Source organism: Amycolatopsis sp. NBC_00348, assembly GCF_036114655.1.
Lineage (GTDB): Bacteria > Actinomycetota > Actinomycetes > Mycobacteriales > Pseudonocardiaceae > Amycolatopsis.
This window is the reverse complement of the sequence record NZ_CP107994.1, coordinates 4,393,406-4,405,220: the sequence shown is the minus strand read 5'-3', so window position 1 is coordinate 4,405,220 and position 11,815 is coordinate 4,393,406. Positions and strand designations below refer to the sequence as shown.

At 72.5% G+C, this 11,815-nt stretch carries 10 protein-coding genes; 8 read left to right on the top strand and 2 right to left on the bottom strand.

What is annotated here, in order from left to right:
* Nucleotides 1–142 precede the first annotated feature (142 nt).
* The 5 genes from OHS58_RS19145 to OHS58_RS19125 all read left to right on the top strand — a co-directional run bounded on the left by OHS58_RS19145 (nucleotide 143) and on the right by OHS58_RS19125 (nucleotide 5,744).
* Entirely contained in the window at nucleotides 143–583 is a 441-nt protein-coding gene (locus OHS58_RS19145) for a MarR family winged helix-turn-helix transcriptional regulator (protein ID WP_326948442.1), read from the top strand.
* Nucleotides 576–1,946 carry an MFS transporter gene (locus OHS58_RS19140; protein ID WP_328649280.1) on the top strand — a complete coding sequence of 457 codons (1,371 nt, stop codon included), beginning with the start codon at nucleotides 576–578 and terminating at the stop codon, nucleotides 1,944–1,946. Before OHS58_RS19145 ends, OHS58_RS19140 begins: the two co-directional genes overlap by 8 nt.
* A 30-nt stretch (nucleotides 1,947–1,976) precedes the next feature.
* Nucleotides 1,977–2,525 carry a cysteine hydrolase gene (locus OHS58_RS19135; RefSeq protein WP_328649279.1) on the top strand — a complete coding sequence of 183 codons (549 nt, stop codon included), beginning with the start codon at nucleotides 1,977–1,979 and terminating at the stop codon, nucleotides 2,523–2,525.
* 132 nt (nucleotides 2,526–2,657) lie between these two features.
* Complete coding sequence (locus tag OHS58_RS19130; protein WP_328649278.1) at nucleotides 2,658–3,356, top strand: hypothetical protein; 699 nt, start codon at nucleotides 2,658–2,660, stop codon at nucleotides 3,354–3,356.
* A gap of 825 nt (nucleotides 3,357–4,181) precedes the next feature.
* On the top strand, nucleotides 4,182–5,744 hold the full coding sequence (locus tag OHS58_RS19125) for a DNA polymerase Y family protein (RefSeq protein ID WP_328649277.1): 1,563 nt from the start codon (nucleotides 4,182–4,184) through the stop codon (nucleotides 5,742–5,744).
* Nucleotide 5,745: 1 nt separating this feature from the next.
* Here OHS58_RS19125 and OHS58_RS19120 read toward each other — a convergent pair whose 3' ends face one another.
* Both OHS58_RS19120 and crcB read right to left on the bottom strand, forming a co-directional pair.
* On the bottom strand, nucleotides 5,746–6,120 hold the full coding sequence (locus tag OHS58_RS19120; protein ID WP_328649276.1) for a fluoride efflux transporter FluC: 375 nt from the start codon (nucleotides 6,118–6,120) through the stop codon (nucleotides 5,746–5,748).
* A complete protein-coding gene (gene crcB, locus OHS58_RS19115; protein WP_328649275.1) occupies nucleotides 6,117–6,551 on the bottom strand; it encodes a fluoride efflux transporter CrcB in 435 nt (144 codons plus the stop codon). The genes OHS58_RS19120 and crcB overlap by 4 nt, the downstream gene beginning before the upstream one ends.
* 331 nt (nucleotides 6,552–6,882) lie before the next feature.
* Here crcB and OHS58_RS19110 point away from each other — a divergent pair, with 331 nt between their 5' ends.
* The 3 genes from OHS58_RS19110 (at nucleotide 6,883) to OHS58_RS19100 (ending at nucleotide 11,796) form a co-directional block, all read left to right on the top strand.
* On the top strand, nucleotides 6,883–10,209 hold the full coding sequence (locus OHS58_RS19110) for an error-prone DNA polymerase (RefSeq protein WP_328649274.1): 3,327 nt from the start codon (nucleotides 6,883–6,885) through the stop codon (nucleotides 10,207–10,209).
* On the top strand, nucleotides 10,206–10,811 hold the full coding sequence (locus tag OHS58_RS19105; RefSeq protein WP_326954244.1) for a GNAT family N-acetyltransferase: 606 nt from the start codon (nucleotides 10,206–10,208) through the stop codon (nucleotides 10,809–10,811). Before OHS58_RS19110 ends, OHS58_RS19105 begins: the two co-directional genes overlap by 4 nt.
* Before the next feature lie 178 nt (nucleotides 10,812–10,989).
* Nucleotides 10,990–11,796 carry a polysaccharide lyase family 7 protein gene (locus OHS58_RS19100; protein ID WP_328649273.1) on the top strand — a complete coding sequence of 269 codons (807 nt, stop codon included), beginning with the start codon at nucleotides 10,990–10,992 and terminating at the stop codon, nucleotides 11,794–11,796.
* Nucleotides 11,797–11,815 lie beyond the last annotated feature (19 nt).

The following is an 11,815-nucleotide window of genomic DNA, read 5'->3' as shown; positions in this document are numbered from 1 at the left end:
GCGAGTTCCGTCTCCGATCACGCGAATCACGTCTCCGATCACGTGAGGGACGGGTTCGGTCCGCCGGTGTGACCGACAAGACATACAGGTAACTGTACAGTCTGACTGTACATTTCCCGCCGTCGCGGTTACGGTGACGGGCATGGGTGATCAACTGTCTCCGTCGGCCGTCGAGGCGTCACAGCGGGTCCGCGCCGTCATCCGGCGGCTGCGGCGGGGCATCGCCGGCGCCTCGGATCCCGGAGACGTCACGCTGTCGCAGGCCACGGTGCTGACCAGGCTGGCCGACAGCGACGGCCGCACCACCAGCGACCTCGCCGCGGCGGACGGGGTGCGGCACCAGTCGATGACCTCGACGGTCGCCGCGCTGCTCGACCTCGGCCTCGTCAAGCGGCGGCCGGATCCCCGGGACGGCCGCCGCCTGCTGGTCACCGTCACGGCCAAGGGGCGCCGGCACGTCGAGGCGGGCCGGCAGGCTCGTGGCGAGTGGCTCGCCGCGAGGCTGCAGGAGGAGTGCACGGAGGAGGAACGGCAGACCGTCCTGGCCGCGATGGCCGTGCTGGATCGGCTCGTCCATGAGTGACCGGACCGCGGAAGCCGCGAAGACCGGCTTCGACCGCGGGCTGATCCCGCCGATGCTGCTGGGGTCGATCCTGAACCCCGTCAACTCCACGATCATGGCCGTCGCGCTCGTCCCGATCGGCGCGGCGCTCGGCGCCCCGCCCTCGCAGACCGCGTGGCTCGTCTCGGCCCTGTACCTGGCCACGGCGCTCGGCCAGCCGATCGTGGGCCGGCTGATCGACATCTTCGGTCCACGCAAGCTCTTCCTGATCAGCACGAGCCTGGTCGGCGTCGCGGGTGTCATCGGGACCGCGGCCCCGGGCCTCGGCGTGCTGATCGCGGCGCGGGTGCTGCTCGGCTTCGGCACGTGCGCCGGCTACCCGGCCGCGATGGCGTTGCTGCGCAGCGAAGCCGAGCGCACCGGGGAGGACAACCCCGCCGGCGTGCTGACGGCGCTGGCCGTGGCCAACCAGACCATCGCCGTCATCGGCCCGCTGCTGGGCGGCCTGCTGATCGGCCTCGGCGGGTGGCGCGCCACCTTCGCGCTCAACGTGCCGCTGGCCGCGGCGGCGGTCGTGCTGGGCCTGCTGCGGCTGCCCCGCGCGCGGGAGACGTCCACCCGGGAACGCTGGACCGCCCGGCTCGACCTGCCGGGCATGGGCCTGTTCGCCGTGATGCTGGTGGCGCTGCTGTGGTTCCTGATGAACCTGCGGTTGAGCAGCTGGTACTTGTTGGTGCTCGCCGTCGCGGCCGGTGCCGCCTTCGCCGTGCGGGAGCTGCGGGCCGCGATCCCGTTCATCGACCTGCGGGTGCTGGGCGGCAACGCGCCGCTGCTGGCCACCTACGGGCGCGCGCTGGTCGCCTACATCGTCTCCTACGCCTTCCTCTACGGCTTCACGCAGTGGACGGAGGAGGGCTTCGGGCTCTCGCCGTTCTACGCCGGGCTGGTGCAGATCCCGATGTTCCTGGTGGCGATCGTCATTTCGATCACCACCGGCCGGCGCCGGGGTGTGCGGGGCAAGCTCCTGGTCGGCGCGCTGGCGCAGATCGCGGCCTGTGTGCTGATGCTGGTGCTCACCGGCGAGAGTCCACTGTGGATGTTGCTGCTGATCGCCGTGGTCTTCGGCATCCCGCAGGGCGCGGTCAGCCTGGCGCTGCAGAACTCCGTGTACCACCAGGCCGATCCCGAGCGCACCGGCTCGTCGGCCGGGCTGCTGCGCACCTTCGCCTACGTCGGTTCGATGGTCGCCTCCGCCACGACGGCGGTGGCCTTCGGCCCGCACGCGAGTACCGCGGGCATGCACACCCTGGCCTGGGTGATGCTCGCCGCCGGCGTCCTGTTCCTGCTGATCACGGTCGCCGACCGCAGCCTGCGCCACGTCTGATTCCCTTTGTACGGCAAGAAAGGCACGACTTTGTCCCGCACCGCCCTGCTCGCCATGGACCTCCAGAACACCCACCTCGCGCGCGTCCCGGACGGCTACCTGCCGCGCGCCGCGCGGGCGCTGGAGACGGCGCGCGATCACGACGTCCCGGTGATCCACGTCGCGCTCCGGCTGCGGCCGGACCACGCCGACGTCCACCCGCGCAACCGGATGTTCGGCGCCGTGCCCGCCGGCAAGTACACCGCGGCCGACGAGGGCGCGGCCATCCACCCCGGCGTCGCGCCCCTCGACGGCGAGATCGTCGTGTACAAGAACCGCGTCAGCGCGTTCGCCGGCAACAACCTGCACCAGATCCTCGGCGCCCAGGACATCGGCCACCTCGTCCTGGCCGGGATCGCCACCAGCGGCATCGTCCTGTCCACCGCGCTGCAGGCCGCCGACCTCGACTACGGCGTCACGGTGCTGTCCGACGCGTGCGTCGACCCCAGCCCCGAGCTGCACGACACCCTCGTCACGCAGCTCTTCGCCCGCCGCGGCGGCGTCGCGACGGTCGGGGAGTGGGCCGAGAGCCTCTCTTGACGCGCTCGACTTGACAGTGGCCGCTGCCGTCTCGCAGGATGCGAACAGGTGTTCGATAGTTGTCCTGGGTTCGCCCGCGGGTCCCTTGCGGGTGTCTCCGGTACGGGTTCGTGGTGCTGGAGGTGAGCGGCGGTGGCGGTACCGGAAGCGCTCACGTCCATCCCCGGCGTCCGGGTGGCTTCGCAGCTGCGCGAGCCGCATCCGGACGTCACCCAGCCGGGTGAATCTCTGCCGCTGACCCCGGCGCTGGCCGGCCTGTTCCCGGCGGGCGGCTTGCGGCGCGGCAGCACGGTGTCGGTCGCGGGGTCGACGTCACTGGTCCTGGCGCTGCTGGCGGAGGCGACGCGGGCCGGCTCGTGGGCGGCGGTGGCCGGGCTGCCGGACCTGGGCCTGGCGGCGGCCGCGGAACTCGGCGTCGACCTCGACCGGATCGCGCTGGTGCCCCGCCCCGGCGCCGAGGTGGTCGCGGTCCTGTCGGCGCTGGTGGACGGGTTCGACCTGGTGGTGGTCGGCCCGGCGGTCGCCCGCGGCGTCCAACCCCAGGTGGCCCGCCGCCTGGCGGGCCGGGTCCGCAACCGAGGCGCGGTCCTCCTGGCGGCCGGCCCTTGGCCGAGTGTGGACCTGGAACTGCGCGTCTCCCGCCGTCACTGGCGAGGAGCCACCACGGACGGCCACGGCCACCTACGGGCACGCGACATCACGGCGACCAGCCAAGGCCGCGGCGCGGCAGCCCGCCCGCAGACGGTGACGTTGCAACTGCCGGGCCCCGGAGGCGCGATCGCACCGGGCGAGCCCCCGGCGGGGCGGCGGCTGGTCGAGGTGGCCGGGTGAGCGGGGCGGCCTGCCGCGCGCCCGGTGCGGTGTTTCGTTGGTGGCCTGGTGAGTGCGCGGTGAGTGGTGCGCTGCTGCACTCAAGTGGTCGCCGCGGTGTGCGGCTGGGCCGGTGTGCGGTGTGTCGGTGGAGACCAGACGAGTGCGCGGTCGCACCGGGCGAGCCCCCGGCGAGGTGGCGGCTGGTCGAGGTGGCCAGGTGAACGGGGTGGCCTGCCGCGCGCCCGGTGCGGTGTTTCGTTGGTGGCCTAGCGAATGCGCGGTGAGTGGTGCGCGGCCGAGTGGTCGTCGGGGTTGCGGGGCGGGCGGTGCGTGGCCGGGCCGGTGTGCGGTGTGTTGTTGGCGACCAAGCGATCGCGCGGTGAGTGCTGCGCTGCCGCAGCCAGGTGATCGCCGGGGTTGCGGGGTGGGCGGTGCGTGGCCAGGTCGTTGTGCGGGGTTTTGTTGGCGGCCAAGCGAGTGCGCGGTGTGTGGTGCGCGGCTGCAGCCAGATGATCGCTGGGGTTGTGGGGCGGGCGGTGTGCGGCCGGGCCGTTGTGCGGGGTTTCGGCGGAGACCAAACGAGTGCGCGGTGAGTGATGCGCTGCCGAAGCCAAGTGATCGCCGGTGCAGGCGGTGCGCGACCCGGCCGTTTTGCGGGGTTTCTTTGGTGGCCAAGCGATCGCGCGCACCGAGGCCACTCGGCGAGTGGGGCGGTGAGGCTCGGACACCAACCGCGCGGCCAGGCCACTCGGCCGGATGGCGTCCCGACCGGGCTGGTGCGCGGCGGTTCGACGGTCGCGGGCGCCGCTCGGGGTCGGGTCGCGGCGTTCCGGTGGCCGCCGGGTGAGTGATGCGCCGCGGTTGCTGGTGCTGTGGTGCCCGGACTGGCCGGTCGTTGCCGCCGGGGCCGTCGTGGGGACGCCGCCCCTCGCGCCCGCCGCGGTGTTCTCCGCCAACCGGGTCGTCGCCTGTTCCGCCGTCGCGCGGCAGCACGGCGTCGTGCGGGGGATGCGGCGCCGCGACGCGCAGTCACGCTGCCCGGATCTCGCGGTGCACCAGCACGATCCGGAACGGGACGCGCGGCTGTTCGAGCCGGTCGCCGCCGCCGTCGAGGGGCAGGCCGTGGGCGTGGAGGTCGTGCGGCCGGGGATCGTCGCGGTGCCCGTCACCGGCGCGGCCGGGTACTTCGGCGGCGAGGAGGCCCTGGCCGAGCTGCTGCTCGACGAGGTGTCGGCGAACGCGGGCGTGGAGTGCCAGGTCGGGATCGCCGACGGCCTCTTCGCCGCGACGCTGGCCGCCCGCCGTTCCGCGCTCGTGCCGGCCGGCGGGGCGGCCGGGTTCCTGGCGCCGCTGTCGATCGCCGAGCTGAACCAGCCCGGCGACGACCGCGGCGAGCTGGTCGGCCTGCTCAAACGGCTCGGGCTGCGGACGCTCGGCGCGTTCGCCGCGCTGACCGAACGGGACGTCGCGGGCCGCTTCCCGCGCGACGCGATCACCGCGCACCGGCTGGCGCGCGGGCTGTCGGAGCGGCCGCCGTTGCGGCGGGCCCTGCCGCCGGAGCTGTCGATCACCGAGGAGTTCGAGCACCCGCTGGAACGCGTCGACGAGGCCGCGTTCGTCGCGAAGACGCTGGGGGAGCGGTTCTTCGCCGGGCTGGCGCGGCACGGGATGGCGTGCACGCGGCTGGCGATCGTGGCCGTGACGGAGGCGGGCGAGGAACGGGTCCGCGTCTGGCGCTGCGCCGAGCCGCTGACCGCGCGGGCGACGGCGGACCGCGTGCGGTGGCAGTGCGAAGGCTGGCTCACCGCCCGCGACGGCCGGCCCACCGCCGGGATCGTCCGGCTGCGCCTCGACCCGGAGGAGGTCGTCGGCGGGCAGGCGTTGCAGCTGCAGCTCGGGTCGATGGGCCGGGACGCCGACGCGGCCGAACGCGCGGCTCGCGCGCTGGTCCGGATCCAGGGCCTGCTCGGCCCGGACGCCGTCGTCACCCCGCTGCTGGACGGTGGCCGCGGCCCCGCCGAGCGCGTGCGGCTCATCCCGTGGGGCGACCCGCGGACGCCGGTTTCGCCGGACGCGCCCTGGCCGGGACGGCTGCCGGCGCCGTCCCCGGCCGTCCTCGCCGCCCACCCGGCCCGGGTGCTGGACGACCGCGGTGCCGTCGTCGTCTGCACCGATCGCGGCGAGCTGACCGCCCTGCCGGCAACCGTCGCCGTCGAGGGCCGATCATCGCGGCCGGTACTCGCCTGGGCCGGCCCATGGCTGCACCACCCGGCGCTGACGACCCGAGGCCGCCGCCTGGCACGGCTGCAGGTGGTGGTCGAGGACGAGACCGACGAGGTCGCTCTGCTGCTGACCGTGACCGTCGGCGGCACTCCACAGTGGACAGTCGAGGGCAGCTACGACTGACTCACCCGAACACCGCCTGGGCCACCGCCGTGCCGAGGTAAGCCGCGCCCAGTCCGGCGAGCACGCTCGCGATGACGTTCGCGGCAGCGGAGAACTTCGCCCCGGTCTCGGCCAGCCGGAGCGTTTCGTAGGAGAACGTCGAATACGTGCTGAGCGTGGCGCACAACCCCGGGCCGATCAGGTGCTGCAGCGGCTGGGGCACGGTCGTCGCGGTGGCGGCGCCGGTCAGGAAGCCGAGCACCGTGCAGGCGATGAGGTTCACCGTGAAAGTGCCCCACGGGAAGCCGGTGTCGTGGCGGGCCTGGACGGCGCGGTCGGTCAGGTAGCGCAGCGGGGCGCCGACCAGGGCGCCGGCGATGACCATGAGCCAGTTCACGAGCGGCTCCCGAGGCTCAAGGCGCGGCGGGTGAGCGCGGCCGTCGCCCACACCGCGGCGACGGCCGCGACGACCGTGGCCGCGAGGTAGAGCAGGGCGGTCAGGGCGTGGCCGCCGTCGAGCAGGTGCTCGGCGTCGACCGCGTAGGTGGAGAACGTCGTGTAACCGCCGAGGACGCCGGTGCCGAGGAAGGGCCGCACCAGCGGGTGGGCCGCCGGCATCGCGGTGATGACCGCCATCAGGACGCCCATGGCCGCGCAGCCGGTGACGTTGATCCAGAACGTCGTCCACGGGAACCCGCCGGACGCGGTGGGCCACAGCAGGGTGGCGCCGTAGCGGGCGCAGGCGCCGAGCACCCCGCCGGCCGCGACGACGGCGACGGTCTGGCGGTGACGGCGCCGCGGCGGGGAAGCGGGCTGGGAGTGCGGCACGACGGGCAGGCTCCTACCTGATCGGGGCACGAGGGCGGCCTCGTACGGCGTGGTTCAGGTAGGGACCGTTGGCGGCCGGATCGCCGCGGTTCGGGTACGGCGGGCCCCACCGCCGCGCGGCCGCCGGTGAGGGTGGTCGCGAACTCAGGGTAACAGCGCCCCGACGCTCTCGATCACAGCCCTCACCGGACCGTCTACCTGCGGTTATCGATGTCACGCCGAGTTGACAGCGCGCTCTTCCCGGCCCAGGATCAAGGGCGAGAGTCGTACGTGTGTTCGAACAGTAGTCGCTGACTTCCCCGCAGCGAACTCGTGTCGTGGGGAGCTGGCGTTGGCGTTCAACAACCCGAACGTGCCGTGGTCCGAGGTCGAGCGGGTCGCCTCAGGCCGCGCTCCGGTGATCGGAGACGGCGGCGACTCACCCGCGTGGTCGCGCAAGCGTGACGGCTACTCCGGCGCCCCGGCAGATCTGCAGCACCGCCGCAGCCGTGACGACGGCGGCGAGCGGCTCCGGGCGCCGTACGCCGAGCTGCACGTCCACTCCAACTTCAGCTTCCTCGACGGCGCCTCCCACCCCGAGGCCCTCGTCGAGGAGGCCGCGCGCCTCGAACTGGACGCCCTCGTCCTGACCGACCACGACGGGATGTACGGCGCGGTCCGGTTCAACGACGCCGCCCGCGAGCTCGGCGTCCGCGTCGGCTTCGGCGCCGAGCTGTCCCTCGACCTCCCGGCGCCGCAAGGGGGTGCGCCGGACCCGGCCGGATCGCACCTGCTCGTGATCGCCCGGCAGCAGGAGGGTTACCACCGGCTCTGCCGGGTGATCTCCCGCGCCCAGCTCGCCGGCGGCGAGAAGGGCCGCCCGGTCTACGACGTCGAGGAGCTGGTCGACGAGCTGGCCGGGCACGTCGTGGTCCTGAGCGGCTGCCGCAAAGGCGCCGTCCGCCGCGCCCTCGCCGAGCGCGGTCCCGCCGCCGCGCGCGCCGAGCTGACCCGGCTGGCCGGCTGGTTCGGGCGCGGCCACGTCGCCGTCGAGCTGATCGACCAGCGGCTCCCGCACGACTCGGCCGCCAACGACGTCCTCGCGGAAATGGCCGCCGACCTGCGGTTGCCGACGATCGTGTCGAACAACGCGCACTACGCCCGCCCCGACGACGCCGTCGTGGCCGAGATGGTGGCTGCGGTCCGCGCGCGGCGGTCGGCCGAGGAGCTGGACGGGTGGCGGCCGCCGTCCGGACAAGCGTTCCTGCGGTCGGGCATGGAACAGCGACGCCGTTTCGAGCACCGCTACCCCGGCGCGGTTGGCCGGGCCGCGCTGCTGGGCGTCGAAGTCGCGTTCGACCTGCAGGTAGTCGCGCCGGACCTGCCGCCGTTCGACGTCCCGCCCGGCCACGACGAGATGTCCTTCCTGCGCGACCTGACCTGGGCCGGCGCGATCACGCGCTACGGGCGCCGCGAGGACAACCCGAAGGCCTACGCCCAGCTCGACCACGAACTCGACGTCATCAAACAGCTCGAGTTCCCGGGTTACTTCCTGGTGGTGTGGGACATCGTCCGGTTCTGCCGCCAGGCGAACATCCTGTGCCAGGGCCGGGGATCCGCCGCCAACAGCGCGGTCTGTTACGCGCTGGGGATCTGCCACGCGGACCCGGTGAAGTGGAACCTGCTGTTCGAACGCTTCCTGGCGCCGGAGCGGGACGGGCCGCCGGACATCGACATCGACATCGAGTCCGACCGGCGCGAGGAGGCCATCCAGTACGTCTACGAGAAACACGGGCGGTTCCACGCCGCGCAGGTCGCGAACGTGATCACCTACCGGGCGCCGTCGGCGATCCGCGACGCCGCGAAAGCCTTGGGGCACAGCGTCGGGCAGCAGGACGCCTACGGCAAGCTCGTCGATCGCTGGGGCGGCGTCACCGCCACGAAACAGCAAGCCACCGGCGACATCCCCGACGACGTCCTCGACCTGGCGGCGCGGCTCGAGGACTTCCCGCGTCACCTCGGCATCCACTCCGGCGGCATGGTCATCTCGAAGCAGCCGGTGTCCGAAGTGGTCCCGGTGGAGTGGGCGACGATGAAGGATCGCAGCATCCTGCAGTGGGACAAGGACGACTGCAACAGCGTCGGCCTGGTCAAGTTCGACCTGCTCGGCCTCGGCATGCTTTCGGCGCTGCACTACATGATCGACCTCGTCGCCGAGCACCACGGGGCAGGAGTGGACATCGGGAAGCTGGACCTGGCCGATCCGGCCGTCTACGACATGCTCTGTGACGCCGACGCGGTCGGGGTGTTCCAGGTGGAGTCCCGCGCGCAGCTGGCGACGTTGCCGCGCCTGCGGCCGCGCAAGTTCTACGACCTGGTCGTCGAGGTCGCGTTGATCCGGCCCGGCCCGATCCAGGGCGGCTCGGTGCACCCCTACATCCGGCGCCGGCGTGGTGAGGAGCAGTGGCAGCACGCGCACCCGCTGCTGGCCGGGTCCCTCGACCGGACGCTGGGGGTGCCGTTGTTCCAGGAGCAGGTGATGCAGATGGCCGTCGACGTCGCGTCCTTCACCGGCGCCGAGGCCGACCAGCTGCGCCGCGCTATGGGCGCCAAGCGGTCCAGTGCGAAGATGCACGCGTTGATGGCGCGGTTCTTCGCCGGGTGCGAGGCGAATGGCCTGGATCGTGAGCTGGCGACGCGGATCTTCGAGCAGATCCACGCGTTCTCCGGCTACGGTTTCCCCGAGGCGCACTCGATGTCGTTCGCGTTGCTGGTCTACGCGAGCGCGTGGTTCAAGCTGTACTACCCGGCCGCGTTCTGCGCCGGGCTGCTGCGGGCGCAGCCGATGGGGTTCTACAGCCCGCAGTCCCTGGTCGCCGACGCCCGCCGCCACGGCGTCCTGGTGCGGGAACCGGACATCAACGCCAGTCTCGCCCACGCCACCCTCGAACCCGAGCCGGACAGCACCGGCGCCGTCGCACTGCGGCTCGGCCTCGCCGGCGTCCGCCACCTCGGCGACGACGTCGCCGAAGCGATCGTCGCCGAGCGCGACGCGAACGGGCCGTTCGCGTCGATCGGTGACCTCACTCGCCGCGTCCAGCTGAAGAAGACCGTCGTCGAAGCCCTGGCCACGGCCGGCGCGTTCAGCGGCTTCACCCCCGATCGGCGGCAGGCGCTGTGGGCCGCGGGCGCCGCCGCCGCGACCCGGCCCGGGCACCTGCCCGGCCTCGCGCACGGCCTGGACGCGCCCGCCTTGCCCGGGATGACCCGGTTCGAGGTCACCGCGGCCGACCTGTGGGCCACGAGCGTCTCGCCGGACAGCCACCCCGTGCAGTACCTGCGCGAATACCTCGACAAGCGCGGCGCGCTGACGGTCGCCGACCTGGCACGTGCGAAGGACGGGACGCGCGTGTGGGTCGGGGGAGCGGTGACCCACCGGCAGCGGCCGGCGACCGCGGGCGGGATCACATTCTTCAACCTCGAGGACGAGACCGGCATGGCCAACGTCCTCGTCTCACCCGGACTCTGGAACCGGCAGCGCCTCGTCGCCCGCACCAGCGCGGCGTTGCTGGTCCGCGGGCAGGTGCAGGCGGCCGAAGGCGTCGTCACGCTCGTCGCGGACCGGCTGGAACGGCTCGACCTCTCGATGGCGACCGGGCCGTCGCGTGACTTCCGGTGAGCCGGGCGACCGTCGGCGGGCCGGCGTCCGGGACGCGCGGCGAGTACGGCGAGCTCCTCCCCGTGCGCCCGGCGACCGCGGCGCCGCCGGTGGTGTGCCTGCGCGGCCACTACCTCGCGCTCTTCGGGATGATCAAGAGCCACAGCCCCCGCTACCGGCTGCACACCACGCTCTGCGAAACCTGCCGCAAGCAGGAGGCGCCCGACCCGGGTGAACGCCGGCTCGCCGAGTGGGCGCACCTCGACGTGAAGGTCCAGCACGCGCCGGACACCGCGCCGCAGGACGGCCTGGTCCTCGTCGCGGTCCCGCCCGCCGCCGGGTCGGCGACGGGGAAGATCGAACTGCGCCTCGACGGGCGGGCCACCGGCACGGCGTCGCTCACGTCCTGTTCGCCGTGCCGCACGGCCACACTGGACTACGTCCACGTCGAGGCCGCCCACCGCCGGCTCGGGTACGGGCGCACCCTGGTGAGCGCCACCCTCTTCCGCGCGCCGGGCTACACGTGGACGGCGCCGGTGCCGGACGGCCCGGTCGCGCGGGCCTTCCGCGCGCGCATCGCGCTGCCCCGCACCGGCCCGCTCTGCGTCCACCGCGGGAAGTGAGTGTCCCACTCAATGTGAACCTCACCTTGACAGCGAGCAACACCGAACTTAATCTCCTTCATCGTTACTCTCTTTTCGGAAACGCATTTATTCACATACGTGAACAAACACATACGTGAACAAATGAGTGAGCGAAGTCCTCTCCCCGCTTCGCTGCTCGCCGTGAAAGGACGCCACCATGCGTGTGCGCGCTATGCTCACCTTTCTCGCGATCCCGGCATTGCTGGCCGGGACCGCGATTTCCGCCGAGGCATTCCCCAGTGCCGAAGTCAGCGGAATCGCGTTGGCCCCCATGGCCGACCCGGGAGTTGCCCCCGGTGGCAACTTCGACCTCTCGACCTGGCAGCTGCAGGAGCCGGTGGGTTCACCGGGTTCGCCGACGACGATCTCGTCGTCCCGGCTGCAGGGCTCGAGCGGATTCCAGGACTCCTACTTCTACACCGACACGCGCGATGGCGCGATGACATTCTGGGCGCCGGAAAAAGGCGTCACCACACCCAACTCGAATTACGCACGATCCGAGCTGCGTGAGATGAACAAGAGCGGCTCCGCGGCGAACTGGTCGTTGAGCGGATCGCACAAGCTGAGCGCCACCCTGCGCGTGGTGTCGGTGACGTCCAACGTCTGCGTCGGCCAAGTCCACCTCGGCACCGGTGGCTCGTCGACGAAGCCGCTGCTCGAGCTGTACTACCACTCGAACGGCGACATCGTGCTGGGCACGGAGAACTCGCCCGACGGCGGCCAGACCGCGCACACCGTCGGCCACGTGGCCATCGGCAAGACGTGGACCTACACGATCGGCATCTCCGGCGGCAACACGATCGACCTGACGGTGAACGGCAGCACCACGCACTACAGCATCCCGTCGTCGTTCAAGGCGTACAAGCAGTACTTCAAGGCCGGTTCCTACAACCAGTCCTCTTCGGACAGCACGACGAAGGGTGCGAAGGTCGCCTTCTACGGGCTGACCGTGTCGCACAGCTGATCGGCTCTGTTCCCCGGGT

What these genes read in the sequence shown, in the direction of transcription:
- OHS58_RS19140 (WP_328649280.1), top strand. Translation starts at nt 576, where the DNA reads ATGAGTGACCGGACCGCGGAAGCCGCGAAGACCGGCTTCGACCGCGGG.
- OHS58_RS19100 (WP_328649273.1), top strand. Translation starts at nt 10,990, where the DNA reads ATGCGTGTGCGCGCTATGCTCACCTTTCTCGCGATCCCGGCATTGCTG.
- OHS58_RS19145 (WP_326948442.1), top strand. Translation starts at nt 143, where the DNA reads ATGGGTGATCAACTGTCTCCGTCGGCCGTCGAGGCGTCACAGCGGGTC.